We start from the raw sequence: 19,614 nt of genomic DNA on the forward strand, positions 1-19,614 counted from the left end.
ACGCGGAGTCTCCACAGGATGCCGGCCTCTCGATAGGTTACCCAAGGGTAATGCCCGTCCCGATCAAGGAACCGCATGGAGTCTTCCCTCAACGCGACCCGCCGTGCCCGCGATCTCGACGACGCGCGCGACGACGTCGCCGACCTCCTCGTCGTCGGCCTGGGCGCCACGGGGGCGGGGGTGGCGCTCGACGCCGCCGCGCGGGGCCTGTCGGTGGTCGCGATCGACGCCCACGACCTGGCCTTCGGCACCTCCCGCTGGAGCTCCAAGCTCATCCACGGGGGCCTGCGCTACCTCGCGTCCGGCCAGATCGGGCTGGCCAGGGAGAGCGCCGCGGAACGCCATCTGCTGATCGCTCACACCGCCCCCCACCTGGTGAAGGCGCAGCCCTACCTGCTGCCGCTGACCCCGGCCGTGTCGGCGGCCACGGCCCGGAAGCTGATGACCGGCTACCGGCTCGGCGACGTGTTGCGCGCCGCCGCGGGCACGCCCAGGAAGCTGATCCCGGGCCCGGCGCGGCTGGGCGCGGCCGAGGCGCTCGACCTGGTCCCGGCGCTGGCCGCCGACGGTCTGCGGGGCGCGCTGCGGTCCTACGACGGCCGGGTGGTCGACGACGCGCGGCTGGTGGTCGCGCTGGCCCGCACCGCCGCCGGGCACGGCGCGCGGGTGCTGACCCGCTGCCGGGCGCTCGGCCTGTCCGGCGACGGGGCCGAGGTGCGCGACGAGCTGTCGGGTGACACGTTCACGATCAGGGCCAAGGCGGTGGTGAACGCCACGGGCGTGTGGGCGGGCGGCCTGGCCCCCGAGATCGCGCTGCGGCCCTCGCGCGGCACCCACCTAGTGCTCCGTGAGGGCGTGCTGGGGCCGTTGCGGGCGGGGCTGCACGTGCCCATGCCGGGCGAGTCGAGCCGGTTCCTGCTGGTGCTGCCGCAGAGCGACGGCCACGTCCTGGTGGGGCTGACCGACGAGCCGGTCGAGGGGCCGGTGCCCGATGTGGCCGACGTACCCGAGAGCGACGTTGCGTTCCTGCTGGCCACGCTCAACGGCGTGCTGGGCGTGCCGGTGACGCGCGACCAGGTCGCGGGCGCCCACGCCGGGCTGCGCCCGCTGCTCGACGCCGGCACCGGCCGCACCGCCGACCTGTCGCGCCGTCACGCGGTGCTGAAGGGCAAGGACGGCGTCGTGACCGTCGTCGGCGGCAAGCTGACCACCTACCGCCGCATGGCCGAGGACGCCGTCGACGCGGCCTGCCCGCACGCCCGGCGCAGCACCACCGCCCGGCTGCCGCTGGTCGGCGCCACGACGCGGGGGCTCAGGGCCCCGTGGCGGCTGGTCGAGCGCTACGGCTCGGAGGCCGAGGACATCACCGCCCTCATCGAGTCGAACCGGGCGCTCGGCGCGAAGGTCGTCCCGGGCGGCGCGACCACCTGGGCCGAGCTGGTCTGGGCGGTCCGCCACGAGGGCGCGCTCGACGAGGACGACCTGCTCGACCGCCGTACCAGGATCGGGCTGGTTCCGGAAGACCGCCGGACGGCGCTGAAAGTCGCACGGCACGTTCTGTCACTTGAGCCCTGACGTTTGACACCATCGTCTAAGGTTAGGATTACCTAACCGGAGATGATCACAAGGACGGATCGGGCACATGAGCAAGGGTTGCGACCACGCCGCGGGCCTGCACACCGGCGACGCGCCGGTGCTCGCCAGCGCCACGGTCGGCGCCCGCCGGTGGCTGCTCATCGAGCACAACGGCCCATGGGCCGCCTACCTGCCCGAATGCCGCCTTCCGCAGAGCGTGCTGGCCCTCATCGACCGCGCCACCGCCCTCGGCATCCGTTCGCAGCTGATCCGCCGCCCCGACCGTGAGACCACTCAAGGCCCCCGTGCGCTGCACGTTTTCGTCGGATCGTCCACGGGGAGCGACCCCTGGCTGGCTGAGGCCTGGCTCGATCACCCCGACGATCTTGACCTGGGCGCACTCGTGGACGGAGCGCTTCCGGAGTCCTGCATACTTGTGAGTGAGCCGGTATTTCTGGTCTGCACGCACGCCAAGCGCAACGCGTGCTGCGCCCGCTTTGGTCTCCCGATCGCGAGATCACTATCCCGGAACCACCCCGGGAATGTGTGGGAAACCACACATGTCGGCGGCGATCGATACGCCGCCAACCTCGTGTGCTTGCCACACGGGCTTTACTACGGCAGCATGTCTGAGGCTGCCGCGCTCGCGGCGGCACACGCCTACCGTGACGGCAAGATCGTTCTTGACCGTTTCCGGGGGCGCGCGGGTCTCCCTGAGCCATCGCAAGCCGCCGAGCATTTTGTCCGGTCACACACGGGCGAGCTCTCGGTCGGCGGAGTGGCCGTGGAATCCTCCCGGTCGGAAGGTGACTCCACCGTGTGCGTTGTGCAAACCAACGCGCAGGGTGGAACGTCCCGTTTTCGGGTAGTGGTCGAGCCTTCGGTGTTCGCGGCACCGTGCGGTCTCGCCTGCGCCGAAGAGATCACGACCTACAGGTTGGCCGAGCTCAAGCAGCTCACCCCGGCTTTGACCTGAGGCTTCGCAAGAAGCCGGGAACACCACGGACGCTCCTCGCGTTGCAAAAGAGGACACCATAAGCGTCCAATGCGGCACAAACACTGAAATACCTCTTCTCACCAAAGGTGGTTTCTCATGTCTCAGGTACGTCGGCAGCTCGCCCGCCCCCGCCCCAGTTGGGGTTGGCAGGATGATGCCGCGTGCCGGGGAGAGGACCTTGTGCTGTTCTTCGGCCCTGACGGGGAGCGCCAGCCTGAGCGCGACATCCGCGAGCGGAAGGCGAAGGCGATCTGCGCCGGTTGCCCGGTCCGCGCGGAGTGTCTTGACTACGCGCTTTCCCGCCCTGAGAAGTACGGCACCTGGGGTGGCCTGAACGAGGACGAGCGCGCCTCCGAGCGTCGCCGTCGGATGCGGCGCGCCGCGAGCGCCGGCATCAGCGCCGTCGCCTAGCATCACCACCCTCCCCGGTAAAGCGAGACGCGGACGGCCGAAGGCCGGCCGTGGCTCGCGCGGTGAATCTGCCTCCAGAAACTCGCCGAATCCTCCCTGGTCAGTGGCTTGCTGGGACGTTCCGCACACCGATGCGGCGGCGGAACGCCCAGTAAGTCCACGACTGGTACAGCAGCACCAGCGGCAGGAACACGACCGCGACCCACGTCATGATCTGCAAGGTCTTCGGCGTGGACGCGGCGTTTTCTATGTCCAGGCCGTTCTCCGAGCCGACCGTCGACGGCAGCACATCCGGATAGAGCGCCGCGAACAGGCTGATCGTGGCCGCCCCGAGCGCGGCGGCCGATCCGAGGAACGCCCGGCCCTCCCGGCCGAAGAAGTTGGCCACCATCCCCGCTGCCCACGCGCCGATCGCGACCACCGTGAGCAGAACACTCGCGAACGACCCTTCCATGGCCTGTGCCCAGGTCAGGAATGCGATGGCCAGAACCGCCGCGACCACCCCGCTTTTCTCCGCGACGCCCTTCGCCTTCCGCCGGATCCGGCCCCGCGTTTTCAGCGCCAGGAATACCGCGCCGTGCGTGACGAAAAGGGCAAGCGTCGTCAATCCGCCGAGTAGCGCGAACGGGTTCAGCAGATCCCAGAACGTGCCGACGAATTCATGCTTCTCGTCCAGGGCGATTCCGCGCACGATGTTGCCGACCACCACGCCCCACAGGAACGCGGGCACGACCGAACCCCAGAAAAGGCAGCGGTCCCAGTTGCGCCGCCACCGCCTGCCGTTGTGCTTGCCCCGGTATTCGAAGGCCACCCCGCGCACGATCAGCGCCAGCAGGATCAGCAGCAGCGGCAGGTAGAAGCCGCTGAACAGGGTGGCGCACCACTCGGGGAAGGCGGCGAGCAGCACGCCGCCGGCGGCGATGAGCCAGACCTCGTCGCCGTCCCACCCGGGCCCGATCGCGCCGATCATCACCTGGCGTTCCCGCTCCTCCTTCGGCAGGTACGGCAGCAGGGCCCCCACCCCGAAGTCGAAGCCCTCCAGGACGAAGTAGCCCGTGAAGAGCACGGCGATGGCGGCGAACCAGATGTCGTTGAGCGTCACGGCGTCCTCTCCATGGGCCAGGGCGGCTTCGGACCGTACGTCTGCCGGTATTCGAGTCGATGCGGGGGGATGTCGCTGGAGAACAGCGGCTTCCAGCAGGGCGACCAGGAAGTGGTGGACCGTGGTGAGGTGAGGCCGAACTGCCACCGGGCCAGGTCCACGACGTCCACTCAGTCACCGTAAGTGACGGTTGATCACACGGAGCGGAGGCACGCCATGGTTTCGTCGTCGGTGAGCTGCTCGAACCGTTCGTACCAGCTGCCTACGGAACCGAACTCCTCGGGCGCCATGACCGCGACGACCTCGTCCGCCTCGCTTTCGAGCGATCTGACCGCGGGGGCGGCGCCGACCGGGACGGCCAGGATGACGCGGCGCGGGTTCTTCGACCGCACCGCCCGCAGCGCCGCGCGGGCCGTGCCGCCGGTGGCCAGGCCGTCGTCGACCACGATCACGTCGCGGCCGCTCAGGTCGGGGGGCGGACGTCCCTCGCGGTAGGCGTCGACCCGGCGGGCCAGTTCGGCGCGTTCGGCCGCCACGACGTCGGCCAGGTCACGCTCGTGGTAGCCGGTCCGGCGGAGCATCGCGCGGTCGAAGACCGGTTCGCCGCCCTCGGCGATGGCGCCCAGGCCCAGCTCGGGCTGGAGGGGGTGCCCGAGCTTGCGGGTCACCAGGACGTCGAGCGGCACCCCGAGCGCCTGGGCGACCACGGCGCCGACGGCCACCCCGCCGCGCGGCAGGGCGAGCACGATGTCGGCGGGCGTGCCCGCCAGCGCCTCCGCGAGGAGCGCGCCGGCGGTCGCCCGGTCCGGGAAGGACTTCACCTTTCCGGTCCTACCCACGCGGTCAGGGACGGTTGCGGCCCCGCATCCCCTTGTGGATGATTTTCCACTTCCTGGTCTCCTCGGCCTGGAGCCGGGCGTCGCTGCGCCGCGCCATCCAGGCCGCCTCCCGCTGGAGCTTGCGCCAGCTCTCCAGCCGCCGTTCGGGCAGCTCGCCGCTCTCCAGCGCCGCCAGGACCGCGCAGCCCGGCTCGGCCTCGTGGGAGCAGTCGCCGAAGCGGCACTGTTCGGCCAGGTCCTCGATCTCCGAGAAGACCCGGTCGACGCCGTCGGACATGTCGTACAGGCCGACCCGCCGGATGCCCGGGGTGTCGATGACGATGCCGCCACCGGGCAGCGGGATCAGCTCCCGGTGCACGGTGGTGTGGCGGCCCCGGCCGTCGCCGGCCCGGACCTGCTGGGTCTCCATGACCTCGCCGCCCGCCAGGGCGTTGACGAGGCTCGACTTGCCCGCGCCGGAGGCGCCCAGGATCACGGCGGTCCGGGAGCCCATCAGGTAGGAGCGGACGACGTCGACCCCGTCGCCGGTGAACGACGAGACGGCGTGCACGTCGACGCCCGGCGCGGCGCCCCTGACGTCGTTCAGGAGGTCGTCGAGGCCCTGGTCGAAGAGGTCGGCCTTGGTGATGACGACGACGGGCGTGCCGCCGCTCTCCCAGGCCAGCGCGGTCAGCCGCTCGATGCGGCCGAGGTCGGCGAAGTCGGTCGCGTGCATGGCCGGTTCTGCCACGAACACGATGTCGACGTTGGCGGCCAGCACCTGGCCCTGCCCGTCGCCCGACAGCCCTCCGCGCGAGTCGCGGGACACTCCGCCCCGGACGAACGCGGTGGCCCTGGGCAGCACCTCGTCGAGTTCGTAGCGGCCCTCGGCGAGGAGCCGCAGCGCCACCCAGTCGCCCACGCACGGGAGTCTCGTGGGGTCGGCGGCGGAGTCACGGCGCACCCGGGCGCCGTAGTGGACCTGGATCTGGCCCTGTTCGGTGATGACCTCGGCGGCGCCGCGGTGCACCCGGGAGACCCGGCCCGGGATGGTGTCGGCGGGGAGCGCACGGGTGTCGTCCCAGCCGAGAAGAGAAAGATCGAAAACGAGCGGTTCGAAGAACACTTCGGGTGAAACCCTTCAGGATGAAACAGGCCCCGCGTACGTCAGCGGGCGGCCCGGAGGTGGATGGACGGCAGGCTCAGGAGAAAGACCCGCATGTGTCGCCACCTCCCTGAAGGAAAAGACCGGCTCGTTCCGGCCACGCAGAACCATAGGACAGCCGCGAAGGAGCCCGCAACGCAATTACCGCGCCTCCTGCGCGCGAAAGCCCCGGTCCGTCTCGGCGGGCCGGGGCTTCGTTCGGGCGCGACTAGCTCAGGCCGGGGGCCGGGAAGTGGGTGGTCAGCTCGCGGACCTCGGCGTGGACGCGGACGATCGTGTGCTTGGCCTCGTCTTCGCCCTTGGCCAGGGCCGAGACGACCTGGTCGATCCAGGCGCCGATCTGGCGCATCTCGGCGACGCCCATGCCCCGGCTGGTGACGCCGGCGGTGCCGATGCGGATGCCCGACGGGTCGAACGGCTTGCGGGTGTCGAAGGGCACCGAGTTGTAGTTGGTCTCCAGACCGGCCTTGTCGAGCGCCTGGGCGGCCGGCTTGCCGCCGACGCCCTTGGGCGTGAGGTCCATCAGGATCAGGTGATTGTCGGTGCCGCCCGAGACCAGGTCGAAGCCCCGGCCGAGCAGTTCCTCGGCGAGGGCCCGGCTGTTGACGACGACCTGGCGCGCGTAGTCCTTGAAGTCGTCGGTCGCGGCCTCGCGCAGCGCCACCGCGATGGCGGCGGTGGTGTGGTTGTGGGGGCCGCCCTGCAGACCCGGGAAGACGGCCTTGTTGAGCGCGGTGGCGTGCTCGTCGGAGGTCGCCATGAGCATCGCGCCACGCGGGCCGCGCAGGGTCTTGTGGGTGGTGGTGGAGATCACGTCGGCGTGCCCGACCGGCGAGGGGTGGGCGCCGCCCGCGACCAGGCCGGCGATGTGGGCGATGTCGGCGGCCAGGACCGCGCCGACCTCCTTGGCGATCTCGGCGAAGGCCGGGAAGTCGATCGTGCGCGGGATGGCGGTGCCGCCGCAGAAGATCAGCTTGGGGCGCTCCTTGAGCGCGAGCTCGCGGACCTCGTCCATGTCGACCATGCCGGTGTCGCGGCGGACGCCGTAGCGGACCGGGTTGAACCACTTGCCGGTGGCGCTGACCGACCAGCCGTGGGTCAGGTGGCCGCCGAACGGCAGGCCCATGCCCATGACGGTGTCGCCGGGCTGCACGAAGGCCATGTAGATCGCCAGGTTGGCGGGCGAGCCCGAGTAGGGCTGGACGTTGGCGTGGTTGACGCCGAACAGCGACTTGGCCCGCTCGATCGCCAGGGTCTCGATCTGGTCGATGACCTGCTGGCCCTCGTAGTAGCGCTTGCCGGGGTAGCCCTCGGAGTACTTGTTGGTGAGGACCGTGCCGGTGGCCTGGAGCACCGCCTTGGAGACGTAGTTCTCCGAGGCGATGAGCTTGATGGTGTCGGTCTGGCGGCGTTCTTCGGCCGTGATCAGTTCGGCGATCTCTGGGTCGACGGCGTTGAGCGTTTTCTCAGACATTGAGCGCCTTCCTCGGAACTCGACGACTGCGTCGACCCAGGCGCACGGCCGACGCGGTTTCCGCTCCCCGGTGGTGCCCCACCTCATAGCGCCAGTAGCGAGAACCCCACCTTATCGGCTGTCAGTGCTGCCGGGTGTTACCCGCGAGCGGCCAGAGACGGTCGACCTCGGCGTTGAGGGTGGCCCCGATCAGCACCGCCAGCGCGGTGATGTAGAGCCAGAGCAGCACCGCGATCGGCGCGGCCAGCGAGCCGTAGATCGACAGGGGGTCGAACCAGGCGGCCAGCACCTCGCGCAGCACCGCCGCGCAGATGATCCAGATCACCAGGGCCAGCAGCGCGCCGGGCACCTCGCGCCACCATTTCGTCCGCATCGGGACGCTCACGTGGTAGAGCAGCGTGAGCATCAGCACCGACCCGGCCACCACGATCGGCCAGTAGAAGATCGAGATGAGCGGCTGGTAGTCGGGCAGGGCGGTGGCCAGCAGGGTCGGCCCGACGACCAGGATCGGCATCACGACCAGGCCGATCAGCAGGGCCGCGAGATAGAGGCCGAAGCTCATGATCCGGGTGCGGATGATGCCGCGGGTCTCGCCCAGGCCGTACGCGATCGAGATCAGGTCGACGTAGACGAACAGGGCGCGCGACCCCGACCACAGGGCGAGCAGGAAACCCACCGAGATCAGCGAGACCTCGCCGCCGTTGAACACGTTGTTCAAAAGGGGCTCGACCACCCGCTGGACCGCGTCGGGGGTGAAGAGCAGGTCGGCGTGATCGATCACCGACGCCTTGATCTCGGTGATGGTCGCCGGGCCGAGGAGGCTCGAAAGGTGACCGAGAACACCCAGGAGCCCGAGCACGAAGGGCGGCAGCGACAGCAGGGCGAAGAACGCCGCCTCCCCCGCCAGGCCGGTGACCCGGTAGTTGACCCCGGCCATCGTCGTGTCCTTGACCAGCGCCCAGAAGCTGGTGCCCACGAAGCGCTCCATCCCCGCGCGGGCGCGCGCCATGCCGGTGCGGGACTGGTGCCCGAACCAGTGGCGGCGGGACCGGCGCCGGGGCGCGTTCGCGGAGGTCATCGGCGTTAACATTACGTGTCTCGCCAAGGGGTCCACACTGTGGACGCAAACTTGGACATCAAGTACCCGCAAGGTATTGTTACGGACATGCCAGTGGACCCGATGCTCGTCGTGCGCCGTCACGTCGACCTTCAGCGCGTCCGCAGCGCCATCTGTATCGACGCCCGTTGATCGCCGCCCCTTCTTTCTGTTAAGGGCGCGTGACAGGCGTCTTTTTTCATGCCCCCGCACTCAGCGCCGAGGCGGGAGGGAAAGCCTGGACGCGCGCGACCACCACTGGAAAGGTCCCGCATGAGCACCCCGGCCCGCCCGGCGAACCGCCACCACAAGCGCCCTCGCGGCGAAGGTCAGTGGGCTCTCGGCTATCGCGAGCCTCTGAACAAGAACGAGGAGAACAAGAAGAACGACGACGGGCTCAACGTCCGTCAGCGGATCATCGACGTCTACTCCAAGCGCGGCTTCGACTCGATCGACCCCGCCGACCTGCGCGGCCGCATGCGCTGGTACGGCCTCTACACGCAGCGCAAGCCCGGGATCGACGGCGGCAAGACCGCCATCCTGGAGCCCGAGGAGCTCGACGACCGCTACTTCATGCTCCGCATCCGCATCGACGGCGGCCAGCTCGACCTCAACCAGCTCCGGGTGATCGCCGGCATCTCCAACGACTTCGGCCGGGGCACCGCCGACATCACCGACCGGCAGAACGTCCAGCTCCACTGGGTCGAGATCGAGTCGGTCCCGGAGATCTGGGAGCGCCTCGAAGCGGTCGGCCTGTCCACGACCGAGGCCTGCGGCGACACCCCGCGCGTCATCCTGGGCTGCCCGCTGGCGGGCGTCGACGCCGACGAGGTCATCGACGGCCGGGAGCAGATCCGCGAGGTCTACGACCGGTTCATCGGCGACAAGGCGTTCTCGAACCTGCCCCGCAAGTTCAAGTCGGCCATCAGCGGCTGCGCCGCCCACTGCACCGTCCACGAGATCAACGACGTGGCCTTCGTGGGCGTGGTGAACGAGGCCGGCGAGGCCGGGTTCGACGTCTGGGTGGGCGGCGGCCTGTCGACCAACCCGATGATCGGCAAGCGGCTCGGCGCGTTCGTCCGGCCCGACCAGGTGGCCGACGTCTACGGCGGCGTCATCGGCATCTTCCGCGACTACGGCTACCGGCGGCTGCGCCACCGGGCCCGCATCAAGTTCCTGGTGAACGACTGGGGCGCCGAGAAGTTCCGGCAGATCCTCCAGGACGAATACCTCGGCCACGCGCTGCCCGACGGTCCGGCGCCCGCGCTGGCCGACGACACCCGCCGCGACCACGTGGGCGTGCGCCGCCAGCGCGACGGCAAGTTCTACGTCGGCTTCGCGCCCAAGGTCGGCCGGGTCGACGGCGACACCCTGGCCAAGATCGCCGACCTGGCCGAGGCCCACGGGTCGAACCGGGTCGCGATGACGGTCGAGCAGAAGATGGTCATCCTCGACGTGCCGGAAGAGCGGGTCGAGTCGCTGGTCGACGGCCTCGACGCGATCGGCCTGAAGGTGCGCCCGTCGACGTTCCGGCGGCAGACGATGGCCTGCACCGGCATCGAGTACTGCAAGCTCGCGATCGTCGAGACCAAGGCGACCGCGACGACGCTGATCCACGAGCTGGAGAACCGCCTCCCCGACTTCGAGCACCCGCTCACGATCAACGTGAACGGCTGCCCGAACTCCTGCGCGCGCATCCAGGTCGCCGACATCGGCCTCAAGGGCCAGCTCGTCGTCGACGAGAAGGGCGAGCAGGTCGAGGGCTTCCAGATCCACCTGGGCGGCTCCCTGGGCGCGACCCCGGGCTTCGGCCGCAAGGTCCGCGGCCTGAAGACCACCGCCGAGGACCTGCCCGACTACGTCGAGCGGGTGGCCTCCAACTACGCCAAGCAGCGCAGCGACGACGAGTCGTTCGCCGCCTGGGTGCAGCGCGCCGACGAGGCGGACCTGAAGTGATGAGTGAACGGGCGGCCCCCTATTACTGCCCGTACTGCGGTGAAGAGGATCTTGAGCCGTACGTCTCCGACGAGGAGCCGTACGGGTGGTACTGCCGGAGCTGCGCCCGGGCCTTCCGGGTGAAGTTCCTGGGGATAGGCGTGCGATCGTGACCCCCCGTGAGGAGAGCGTGATGACCCTGGTGGACATCGAGGTTGAGCTAGAGCGCCGGCGCGGCGTGCTCGACCTCCAGAGCATCGTCGAGTCGGCGGCCGAGTTCCTTGAGGACGCCCCCGCCCGAGAGATCATCCGCTGGGCGGCGGCGACCTTCGGCGACCGTATGTGTCTCACCTCCTCGATGTCCGACGCGCTGCTGATCGACCTGGTGAGCCGGGTGAAGCCGGGCGTCGACGTGCTGTTCATCGACACCGGCTACCACTTCGCCGAGACGATCGGCACCCGCGACGCGGTCGAGGCCGTCTACGACGTCAACCTGATCAACATCACCCCGTCGCGGACCGTCGCCGAGCAGGACCGCGACCTCGGGCCGCGCCTGCACGGCCGCAACCCCGACCTGTGCTGCTTCCTGCGCAAGGTCGAGCCGCTGAACCGGGCGCTGGAGCCCTACCTGGCGTGGATCTCCGGCATCCGCCGCGACGAGTCGCCGACCCGGACCGGCACCAAGGTCGTCGAGTGGGACGCCAAGCGCCAGATGGTCAAGGTCAACCCGATCGCGCGGTGGACCCAGGAGGACGTCGACAACTACATCGCCGACAACGGCGTCCTGATCAACCCGCTCCACTACGACAACTACCCCTCGATCGGCTGCGCCCCCTGCACCCGCAGGGTCGCCGACGGCGAAGACGCGCGGTCGGGCCGCTGGGCCGGACTGGGCAAGATCGAGTGCGGTATCCACCTTTGACGCCCCTGGTGGCCGTGGCGCACGGGTCCCGCGACCCGCGCGCCGCCGCCGTGGCCGAGGCGCTGCTCCATCGGGTCCGCCTGGCGCGTCCCGGCCTGGACGTCCGGGTCAGCTACCTCGACCACGTGAAACCGGCGCTGACCGACGCCCTGGCCCCGCTCGCCGAGGCGGTCGTGGTGCCGCTGCTGCTGACGGCGGCCTACCACAGCAAGGTCGACATCCCGGGCGCGCTGGCCGGGATCGACGCCCGGGTCGAGGTCAGCCCCACGCTGGGCCCCGACCCGCTGCTGACGGCCGCCCTGGAGCGCCGCCTCGCCGAGGCCGGCGCGGTCGTCGGCGACCCCGGGACGGCGGTCGTGCTGGTGTCGGCCGGGTCGAGCGACGCGACGGCCAACGCGACGGTCCGCACGATCGCCCGCGACTGGGCGCGCTCGCGGCCGTGGTGGGCGGTCACGACGGCGTTCGCCAGCGCCTCGGGCCCCCGTCCGGCGGAGGCGGTGGCGATGCTGCGCGCCGCCGGGGCGCCGCGCGTGGTGGTGGCGCCCTACCTGCTGGCGCCCGGTTTCTTCGCCGACAAGGTGGCCCGGGAGGCCCTGGCGGCCGGCGCCGATCTGGTGGCCGACAGCCTGGGACCGGCGCCGGAGCTGGTCCGGATCGTCCTCGACCGCTACGACGCGGCCACGGCCAGGCGGCCGGCATACCTCCGCGTCTGAGTGCCCGGTCGGCCGGCGGCGGTGGCGGCCTCGGCGGCTGGGTTTCCTGCGCGCCTGATCTCAGTCGAGCTCGCAGCGGACCGGTTCGAGCGTCTCCCGGCCCGAGCCCGCCCGGTCGACCACGAGAGGCTGCGCGCACGTCGTGGGCGGGACGAACAGGCCCGGGTAGCGGTAGACGTGGATCGTGGCGAACATCTTCTCGTCACGGGCCTGCTCGGCGCGTTCCTCGATCTCGGCGGCGGTGAGCGTGCCGGGCTCCTCGGTGTAGGGGAAGACGCGGGTCTTCACCCTGACCATGCCCTCGTTCCAGGCGGGCCGGTCGGGGTCGGCGTGGTTGTCCCAGCGCAACTCGGTGACCGGGCCGCAGGGGGCCTGAGTGACCAGTTCGCCGCCGACCCACACCCCGGCGTAGGCCTGCGTGCCGGTGCAGTGGACGAAGATCTCCATCGGCCCCTCGCTCGCCGGATAGAACACGTCCTCCAGTTCACCGGGCGACTGCGCCGAGTCCTCGTCCATCAGGTAGACGACCGGCTCCGTCGGCGTGGCCGGGGTCGGCTGGGCCAGGGTGTGGTCGCTCGCGGGGAGCGGCCCCGGAAGCGCGACGGACCCGGCGATCACCACGGCGGTCGCCGCCACCGCCGCGCCCAGTGCGGTCCGGCGCCGCCGGATCCGCCCGGCCCGCCGGTCGATCTCCTCCAGGGAGATCCTGTGTACGGGCGCCTCACGGGTGTCGTCCTCGAAAAGCTCACGGATCATCGCCTGCTCCAGTCCATGGCGGGGTCGACGCGCAGCTTCGCCAGGGCGCGACTTGCCTGGCTCCGGACGGTGACCTCCGAGCAGCCGAGTATCGCGGCGATCTCGGCGTCGGAGAGGTCCTCGAAATAGCGCAGCACCAGCACCGCCCGCATCTTCGGCGGCAGCGTGGCCAGCGCGGCCCGCAGCACGTCGCGGTCGTCGAGGGTGTCCTCGACCCCGGGGTCGGTCAGGTCGGGCAGCTCACCCGTGGGCACCTCGCGCCGCCACATGCGGCGCCACCAGGAGTTGTGGGTGTTGACGAGGATGCGGTAGACGTACGCGTCGGGGTTGTCACCGACCCGCCGCCAGGCGAGCCAGGCCTTGGCCAGCGCGGTCTGCGTCAGGTCCTCGGCGGTGGCCCAGTCGCGGCACAGCAGGTAGGCCATGCGCAGTAACCGGGCCGACCGCTGCTCGACGTACCGCTCGAAGTCGGCCCGGTCGCGCATGTCGGGGTCCTCACCGTCGGAGAAATCATGTCACCGACGATGACGCGACGGCACCGGCGATCTGTTGCACCGGTGTCAGTGGTCTCTGTGCTTCCAGGCGGTCTTGGAGTCGCGGACGGCCTCGCGGATCGAGTCGTTGACGATCCGGTTGGTCTCGCGGATGGAGTCGTTGACCGCCTGGTTGATGGCGCCGTGCATGGAGCCGTGGCCGAGGCCGCGGCGGTTGAGCCACCATTCGGTCCAGGCCAGGGCGTTGCGCCGGATGGGCGCGGCGTGGGAGTCGCCGATGACCTTGATGTCGCCCATGACGACGTAGCCGCGGACGCGGACGATCGGGGCGTGCTGGCCGGGTGGCGCCTCGACCACCTTGACCTTCTTGTCGCCCATGATCGCCACGCCGCTGAGCTGCACGTCGACGCCGTCGGGGACGATGATCTTGATGTCGCCCATCACGCAGGTCGCCACGATGTCGATCTCGTTGGAGCGCACTTCGGCCTCACGGAGGTCGAGGGTCACGTCGCCCATGACGGCCACCGCGGCGATCTCGTTCTCGACCCGCCACTTGCCCTTGCGCTTGGTGTCGCCCATCACGGCGACGAACCACTGGCGGGCCTTGCCCGGGGGCTTCGCGGGGGCGTAGGCGGGGGCGGGGGCGCCGCCGGGGAGGTCGGCCGTCAGCTGGGCCAGTTCGCCCTGCGTCTGGGCCAGGTAGGCGGCCTCGGTGCGGTCGGTCAGTTCGGCGAGCGTCAGCCGGCCTTCGGTGGAGGCCACCCGCAGCCGCTCGACGACGGCTTCGCGCTCGCTGTCGGACGCGCGCATGCCGGCTGGTTCGGTCATGGCTAAGAATCTAACCCTCCGGGAGCTCCCGCTCGATCCTCCCTGGGGACGATTCCTACCTCACCCTGGCCCGCACCCGCAGCACCAGGAAGACCGCCACGGCGAGGGCGCACACCACGATCACCCCGTTGGTGAGCCAGCCGGAGTAGCGCTGGACGACCTCCCAGTTCTCCCCGAGGAGATAGCCCGCCAGCACGAAAATGGAGTTCCAGATAAGGCTGCCCAGGGCGGTGAGCAGGGTGAACGTTCCGAGAGGCATCCGCTCGACCCCGGCCGGGATCGAGATGAGGCTGCGGAAGACCGGCACCATCCGGCCGAAGAAGACGGTCTTGCGCCCGTGGCGGGCGAACCAGGCCTCGGTCCTCTCGATGTCGTCGACCGTGACGAAGGGGACTCTGCCGAGCAGGGCGACGGTGCGGTTCCGGCCGAGGAGGGCGCCCAGGCCGTACAGGACCAGAGCCCCCGCCACCGATCCGGCCGTGGTCCAGGCGATGGCGGCGACCAGGCTCATGTTCCCCTGGCTGGCGGTGAACCCGGCGAGCGGGAGGATGAGCTCGCTGGGGATCGGCGGGGCCAGGTTCTCGATCGCGGTGGCCAGCCCCGCGCCGGGAGCGCCCAGGGTCTCCATCAGACCGACGACCCAGGCGGCGATTCCGTCTAGTTTCTCCATGGCGATCACGCTAGGGAGATCCCTTCGCCCGATTGAGCCGGAAAGCCACCGTTTCGTCCGGGGGACAGCCTCATCCCGCCAGCCCACAATCTGGACATATCACCATAAAGTACCCTGGAAGGGTGACGATCAGTGAGCTGATGCTCGCCGTGGCGCACGACGACCTGGATCGCGCCCGTGCGGCACTGCGGCGCGAACCCGACCTGAACCGCGGCCGTGGCACCCTGCCGCTCTACCGCGCGGCCCAGCGAGGCAACGCCGCCATGGTGACGCTGCTGCTCGAACACGGCGCCGACCCGAACCAGGCCTCCCATGGCGAAGAGGAGGGCCTGCCCCTGTGCGCGGCGGCCTGCTGGAACCACGAGGAGGCGCTCCGCGCCCTGCTGGAGGGCGGCGCCGACCCCGACCTGATCGAGTGCGACGAGTGGACCCCGCTGATGTGGGCGGCCACCCTCGGCCACCTGGAGACCGCCGACCTGCTGCTCGACTTCGGCGCCGACCCCGACCTGTGCTCCCCTCTGGTGGCCGCCGCCCGGTTCGGGGCCTACGGAGTGGTGTGGAGCCTGCTGGAACACGGCGCCACTCCCCTGTACGAGGCCCTGGAGGTCGCCCGCGCCCTCGCCGCCCGGGACCTGGCCGAACTGACGGAGGGCTGCGATCCCCCGGCCGAGGTGTCGCTGGCGGCCGACGGCACCACCCTGGTGTCCATCCCCTCCCCCGAGGGCGACGAGGTCTCCCAGCGCGGCCACGCGGCCATCGCGACCCTTCTCGAAGACGCTCTCGGCGAGCGCCCGCCGGTCGAGGACCTGATGCGGCGCGCGGTCCCCTACCGGGACGTCGACGAGGACGGGGAGACCTGGTGGGCGGCCGTGCACGCCATCCAGCGCCGCGCCGACGACGAGACCTTCTCCTCGGCGGTCGCCCTGGTCGGCCGCGACGACCCGATGGAGCGCGACTTCGGCGTCGACGTCCTGTCCCAGTTCGGCTTCACCGCCGGCACCCGCCCCTACCTCGACCGGACCCTGCCGGTCCTCCGCGACCTGGCCGAACGGGAGGAGGACCCCCGGGTGATCGACTCGATCCTGCGCGCCCTCGGGCAGCAGGGAGACCCCCGGGTGCTGCCCGACGTGCTGGCGCTGATCGGACGGCCGGGCCGGGTGCACACGGTCCGCGATCCGGTCGCGCTGTCGGCCGTGCTGCCCGGCGAGGACAGAGACGGCCTGGCGGCGCTGATCACCCTGTCGCGGGACCCTTCCGCGGACGTCCGCGACTACGCGACGTTCGGCCTGGCCGCCCTCGACGCCGACAACGGCGACCTCCGGACGGCCCTCGCCGAGCGGCTGAGCGACCCCGACCTGGTCACGGCGGCGGAGGCGACGCGCGGCCTGGCGATCCGGGGCGACGACCGGGCGGTGCGAGGGGTGCACCGGGTGCTCTCGGAGAGCGAGGACGCGTACGCGCGCGACGTGGCGCTCCAGGCGGCGGGCACGCTGGGCCTGGACCTGTAAGGGTCACGGCCCCGACAGCGCGGGCGCCGCCGCTCTGAGGTCGGCCGCCAGGGCGAGGTCACCCTCGGCCTGCCACGTGTGGTCCGCTCCCCGGCCGCCGAGCACGAAACAGTATTCGGCTGCGTCGGCCCGCAGCGACAGGGCGACCTCCTGGCCCTCGTACGCGGAAGAAGGCGTGCCCGGAAGCAGGGGGAGGTGCCAGTCTCCTCCCCCGTCGCCGGTCAGGGTCAGGCGGATCGACCGGTCGCCGAGGTCCAGGCCGCTCAGGACGGCCGTCATGGGCAGCAGCCGGGCGCACAGGTCGGCCATCGGGTGGAGTTCCCCGGCCGTCGGCGTGGGGAGGTTCAGGCCTTCGGACACGGCGGTGTCGTGGGTGTGGATCCACGTCTCCAGGGCGCGGCCGAGGATCTGGTCGCCGACGGGCAGGGGCAGGCCGCCGGGGGTGACCATCCGCGCGGGATCGGCATCGGACAGGGCGTGGCACAGGGCGTCGGCCTGGTCGCGCCACGACCGGTGGGTCTCCAGCAGGGAGCGGGAGCGTTCGTGGTCGTGAACGGCCGCGGTCCGGGCCGTGGGCTCGTCGTCGGTGATCGGCGGGCCGTGGACGGGCGCGCCGACGGCCGCCGCGACCAGGCCGTCCTTGGCCATGAGGTGCCCGAGGAGCTCCTGGAGGTTCCAGCCTTCGACGATCTCCACGTCCCAGGCCGTCGCCGAGGCGAAGACGGCGTCCATGGCGGCCACCCGGCCCGCGTAGGGGCGGGCCCAGGAGACGCACGGCGCGGCCGGGCGGCGGCGGGCGGCGGACGTGGCGAGCAGGCGGGCCCGGCCGCCCGGCGGCGGGGCGATGGGGGCCTCGTCGAGCAGGTCGAGGTAGAGGCGGTCGAGGCTCACAGCGCCTCCTCGTTCAGCGTCTCGGCCAGGCGGCGCAGGGCCAGCCGGATGCGGGACTTGGCGGTCCCCTCCGGTACGCCGATCTCCACCGCCACCTCGCGATAGGTGCGGCCTCCGTAGTAGGCCAGCTCTATCACCTGGCGCAGGGCGTCGGGTAAGCCCACCACGGCCTCGCGCACCCGCTTGATCTCGTCGGCGGCCACGACGCCCTCTTCGAGGTCGTGGGGGCGTTCGAACAGGCGGGGGGCGAGGGCGCCGACGCGGCGGCGCTCCTCCGACCTGACGTGGTCGACCGAGCGCCGATGGGCGACGGTCGCCAGGAAGGTGCGCAGGCTGCCCCGTGACGGGTCGAAGCCCAGCGGCCGCTCCCAGAAGGTCGCGAAGACCTCCTGGGTGATGTCCTCTGCGGCGACCCGGTCGCGGGTCACGCGGAGCGCCAGACCGTAGAGCAGGGCGGAGAAGTGGTCGTACAACTCCCCCAGCGCGGACTCGTCGCCGCTGACGACCCGGCGGTGGAACAGGTGGTCGTCCACGGCGGCTCCCCCACTCGTCGACCCGAGCATCGCATTATTCGCCCGAGATGGTCAGATGGATGACATGAGCCATGAAGTGATGAATCAGGTGCCGCCGCTGTCCGGTCACGACGTGGCGGCCGACCCGGCGCTGGCGGCGGCGCTGGCCCGGGAGGGCGCCGACTGGGCCGAGGGCGAGCTGCGGCAGCTCGGCACCCTGGCGGGCACCGCGAAGGCGCAGGAGTGGGGGCGGCTGGCCAACGAGAACGAGCCGGTCCTGAGGACGCACGACCGCTATGGCCACCGGATCGACGAGGTGGAGTTCCACCCGGCGTGGCACGAGCTGATGACCGTCGCCGTCGAGCACGGGCTGCACGCCGCGCCCTGGACGATGGCCCGGCCGGGCGCCCACGTGGCGCGGGCGGCCAAGTTCTACGTGTGGTCGCAGGTCGAGGCGGGGCACGGGTGCCCGATCTCGATGACCTACGCCTCGGTGGCCGCGCTGCGGCACGCCCCGGCGCTCGCGGCCGAGTGGGAGCCCGCGCTCGCCTCCCGTACCTATGACTTCGGCCTTCGCCCCCTGGCCGACAAGCGCGGGGTGCTCGCCGGGATGGCCATGACCGAGAAGCAGGGCGGGAGCGACGTCCGGGCGAACCTGACGACCGCCGAGCCGCTCGGCGACGGGACCTATGCCCTGACCGGCCACAAGTGGTTCAATTCCGCGCCGATGTGCGACGTGTTCCTGGTGCTGGCCCAGGCGCCGGGCGGGCTCTCCTGCTTCCTGCTCCCCCGCGTGCTCCCCGACGGGACCCGCAACGCGATCAGGCTCATGCGGCTGAAGGACAAGCTCGGCAACCGGTCGAACGCCTCGGCCGAGGTCGAGTACGAGAACGCGGTGGCCTGGCTGGTCGGCGAGGAGGGGCGCGGGGTCCGGACGATCATCGAGATGGTCAACATGACCCGGCTCGACTGCGTGATCGGCTCGGCGGCGGGAATGCGGCTGGGGCTGACCCAGGCCGTCCACCACGCCCGGCACCGCACGGCGTTCGGCCGGCTGCTCATCGACCAGCCGCTGATGCGGAACGTGCTGGCCGACCTGGCGCTGGAGTCCGAGGCGGCGACGGTGCTGATGATGCGGCTCGCCGGGGCCACCGACCGGGCCGTGGCCGGTCAGGCGCAGGAGGGGATGTTCCGGCGGGTGGCGCTGGCGGCCGGGAAGTACTGGGTCTGCAAGCGCGCCGCCGGGCACGCCGCCGAGGCGCTCGAATGCCTGGGCGGCAACGGCTACGTCGAGGAGTCGGGGATGCCGCGGCTGTTCCGCGAGTCGCCGCTGAACGGCATCTGGGAGGGGTCGGGCAACGTCGCCGCGCTCGACCTGATGCGGGCGCTCACTCGCGAGCCCGAGGCGGCGGAGGCGTTCTTCACCGAGGTCGAGCTCGCCACCGACCCCCGGATCTCCGAATCGGTGAGCCGGGTCCGCAAGACGCTCGCCCACGCCACCGAGGCCGACGCTCGGCGGCTCGCCGAGGAGATGGCGCTGGTGCTGCAGGCCTCGCTGCTGATCAGGTTCGCCCCGGCGAGCGTGGCCGACGCGTTCTGCGCCTCGCGGCTCGGCGGCGGCTCGGGCCGCGCCTACGGCGCCCTGGGGCCCGGCCCCGACCTGGACGCCATCCTGGCCCGGATCTGAGTCACCGGACCGCTACCGGCCGGAAACACGGAGGAAACGGCCCGGCGCTCTCATGAAGGG

22 protein-coding genes and 1 riboswitch are annotated in these 19,614 nt (G+C 71.2%); of the genes, 10 read left to right on the forward strand and 12 right to left on the reverse strand.

Features of this window, described 5'->3' with window-relative positions:
• The first annotated feature begins 75 nt into the window (after nt 1-75).
• From FDA94_RS19295 to FDA94_RS19305, 3 genes are all read left to right on the forward strand, one after another.
• Nucleotides 76-1,575, forward strand: coding sequence for a glycerol-3-phosphate dehydrogenase/oxidase (locus FDA94_RS19295; protein ID WP_137248471.1), 1,500 nt, complete (start codon nt 76-78; stop codon nt 1,573-1,575).
• A 67-nt stretch (nt 1,576-1,642) separates the two neighbouring features.
• Nucleotides 1,643-2,551 (forward strand): ferredoxin family protein, encoded by a 909-nt coding sequence (locus FDA94_RS19300; RefSeq protein ID WP_137248472.1) that lies wholly within the window; start codon nt 1,643-1,645, stop codon nt 2,549-2,551.
• A gap of 117 nt (nt 2,552-2,668) precedes the next feature.
• Nucleotides 2,669-2,983, forward strand: coding sequence for a WhiB family transcriptional regulator (locus FDA94_RS19305; RefSeq protein WP_081898622.1), 315 nt, complete (start codon nt 2,669-2,671; stop codon nt 2,981-2,983).
• 100 nt (nt 2,984-3,083) lie between these two features.
• Here FDA94_RS19305 and cydB read toward each other — a convergent pair whose 3' ends face one another.
• From cydB to FDA94_RS19330, 6 genes are all read right to left on the reverse strand, one after another.
• Nucleotides 3,084-4,085: a cytochrome d ubiquinol oxidase subunit II gene (gene cydB, locus FDA94_RS19310; RefSeq protein ID WP_137248473.1), complete on the reverse strand. Its 1,002-nt coding sequence runs from the start codon at nt 4,083-4,085 to the stop codon at nt 3,084-3,086.
• Complete coding sequence (locus tag FDA94_RS39305; RefSeq protein WP_170991024.1) at nt 4,082-4,255, reverse strand: hypothetical protein; 174 nt, start codon at nt 4,253-4,255, stop codon at nt 4,082-4,084. The genes cydB and FDA94_RS39305 overlap by 4 nt, the downstream gene beginning before the upstream one ends.
• Nucleotides 4,256-4,279: 24 nt before the next feature.
• Nucleotides 4,280-4,906 (reverse strand): phosphoribosyltransferase, encoded by a 627-nt coding sequence (locus FDA94_RS19315; protein WP_137248474.1) that lies wholly within the window; start codon nt 4,904-4,906, stop codon nt 4,280-4,282.
• Between the two features lie 22 nt (nt 4,907-4,928).
• The gene (gene rsgA / locus FDA94_RS19320; RefSeq protein ID WP_137248475.1) at nt 4,929-6,029 is read right to left on the reverse strand and encodes a ribosome small subunit-dependent GTPase A; all 1,101 of its coding nucleotides are present in this window, start codon (nt 6,027-6,029) and stop codon (nt 4,929-4,931) included.
• A 247-nt stretch (nt 6,030-6,276) separates the two neighbouring features.
• On the reverse strand, nt 6,277-7,542 hold the full coding sequence (gene glyA / locus FDA94_RS19325; RefSeq protein WP_137248476.1) for a serine hydroxymethyltransferase: 1,266 nt from the start codon (nt 7,540-7,542) through the stop codon (nt 6,277-6,279).
• A gap of 27 nt (nt 7,543-7,569) precedes the next feature.
• Nucleotides 7,570-7,651: riboswitch (ZMP/ZTP riboswitch) on the reverse strand.
• 12 nt (nt 7,652-7,663) lie between these two features.
• Nucleotides 7,664-8,620, reverse strand: a complete 957-nt coding sequence (locus tag FDA94_RS19330; RefSeq protein ID WP_137248477.1) for a YihY/virulence factor BrkB family protein — start codon at nt 8,618-8,620, stop codon at nt 7,664-7,666.
• Between the two features lie 87 nt (nt 8,621-8,707).
• On the opposite strand from FDA94_RS19330, the gene FDA94_RS41570 reads away from it, so the two are divergent.
• The 5 genes from FDA94_RS41570 to FDA94_RS19350 are packed head-to-tail and all read left to right on the forward strand — an operon-like array spanning nt 8,708 to nt 12,208.
• Nucleotides 8,708-8,791, forward strand: coding sequence for a putative leader peptide (locus FDA94_RS41570; RefSeq protein ID WP_353051387.1), 84 nt, complete (start codon nt 8,708-8,710; stop codon nt 8,789-8,791).
• A 48-nt stretch (nt 8,792-8,839) separates the two neighbouring features.
• A complete protein-coding gene (locus tag FDA94_RS19335; protein ID WP_137248478.1) occupies nt 8,840-10,594 on the forward strand; it encodes a nitrite/sulfite reductase in 1,755 nt (584 codons plus the stop codon).
• Nucleotides 10,594-10,746: an Insertion element protein gene (locus tag FDA94_RS40580; protein ID WP_083973808.1), complete on the forward strand. Its 153-nt coding sequence runs from the start codon at nt 10,594-10,596 to the stop codon at nt 10,744-10,746. The genes FDA94_RS19335 and FDA94_RS40580 overlap by 1 nt, the downstream gene beginning before the upstream one ends.
• A 20-nt stretch (nt 10,747-10,766) precedes the next feature.
• Nucleotides 10,767-11,495: a phosphoadenylyl-sulfate reductase gene (locus FDA94_RS19345; RefSeq protein ID WP_062429332.1), complete on the forward strand. Its 729-nt coding sequence runs from the start codon at nt 10,767-10,769 to the stop codon at nt 11,493-11,495.
• Nucleotides 11,492-12,208, forward strand: coding sequence for a sirohydrochlorin chelatase (locus FDA94_RS19350; RefSeq protein WP_246060042.1), 717 nt, complete (start codon nt 11,492-11,494; stop codon nt 12,206-12,208). Before FDA94_RS19345 ends, FDA94_RS19350 begins: the two co-directional genes overlap by 4 nt.
• Nucleotides 12,209-12,268: 60 nt before the next feature.
• Here FDA94_RS19350 and FDA94_RS19355 read toward each other — a convergent pair whose 3' ends face one another.
• The 4 genes from FDA94_RS19355 to FDA94_RS19370 all read right to left on the reverse strand — a co-directional run bounded on the left by FDA94_RS19355 (nt 12,269) and on the right by FDA94_RS19370 (nt 14,956).
• Nucleotides 12,269-12,964 (reverse strand): hypothetical protein, encoded by a 696-nt coding sequence (locus FDA94_RS19355; RefSeq protein WP_137248479.1) that lies wholly within the window; start codon nt 12,962-12,964, stop codon nt 12,269-12,271.
• Nucleotides 12,961-13,449: a SigE family RNA polymerase sigma factor gene (locus FDA94_RS19360; protein WP_137248480.1), complete on the reverse strand. Its 489-nt coding sequence runs from the start codon at nt 13,447-13,449 to the stop codon at nt 12,961-12,963. The genes FDA94_RS19355 and FDA94_RS19360 overlap by 4 nt, the downstream gene beginning before the upstream one ends.
• A gap of 75 nt (nt 13,450-13,524) precedes the next feature.
• Nucleotides 13,525-14,286 carry a DUF1707 SHOCT-like domain-containing protein gene (locus FDA94_RS19365; protein ID WP_137248481.1) on the reverse strand — a complete coding sequence of 254 codons (762 nt, stop codon included), beginning with the start codon at nt 14,284-14,286 and terminating at the stop codon, nt 13,525-13,527.
• A 55-nt stretch (nt 14,287-14,341) separates the two neighbouring features.
• The gene (locus FDA94_RS19370; RefSeq protein WP_137248482.1) at nt 14,342-14,956 is read right to left on the reverse strand and encodes a DedA family protein; all 615 of its coding nucleotides are present in this window, start codon (nt 14,954-14,956) and stop codon (nt 14,342-14,344) included.
• A 122-nt stretch (nt 14,957-15,078) separates the two neighbouring features.
• Between FDA94_RS19370 and FDA94_RS19375 the strand changes: the two genes are divergently transcribed.
• Nucleotides 15,079-16,464 (forward strand): ankyrin repeat domain-containing protein, encoded by a 1,386-nt coding sequence (locus tag FDA94_RS19375; protein WP_137248483.1) that lies wholly within the window; start codon nt 15,079-15,081, stop codon nt 16,462-16,464.
• A gap of 3 nt (nt 16,465-16,467) precedes the next feature.
• Here the strand turns inward: FDA94_RS19375 and FDA94_RS19380 are convergent, their stop codons facing one another.
• Together FDA94_RS19380 and FDA94_RS19385 are read right to left on the reverse strand one after the other, a co-directional pair.
• Complete coding sequence (locus FDA94_RS19380; RefSeq protein WP_137248484.1) at nt 16,468-17,355, reverse strand: DinB family protein; 888 nt, start codon at nt 17,353-17,355, stop codon at nt 16,468-16,470.
• Nucleotides 17,352-17,888, reverse strand: coding sequence for a sigma-70 family RNA polymerase sigma factor (locus tag FDA94_RS19385; RefSeq protein ID WP_212735394.1), 537 nt, complete (start codon nt 17,886-17,888; stop codon nt 17,352-17,354). Before FDA94_RS19385 ends, FDA94_RS19380 begins: the two co-directional genes overlap by 4 nt.
• Before the next feature lie 64 nt (nt 17,889-17,952).
• Here FDA94_RS19385 and FDA94_RS19390 point away from each other — a divergent pair, with 64 nt between their 5' ends.
• Complete coding sequence (locus tag FDA94_RS19390; RefSeq protein WP_137248486.1) at nt 17,953-19,554, forward strand: isovaleryl-CoA dehydrogenase; 1,602 nt, start codon at nt 17,953-17,955, stop codon at nt 19,552-19,554.
• Nucleotides 19,555-19,614: the final 60 nt, after the last annotated feature.

The organism is Herbidospora galbida (assembly GCF_005233835.1).
GTDB classification, from domain to species: domain Bacteria; phylum Actinomycetota; class Actinomycetes; order Streptosporangiales; family Streptosporangiaceae; genus Herbidospora; species Herbidospora galbida.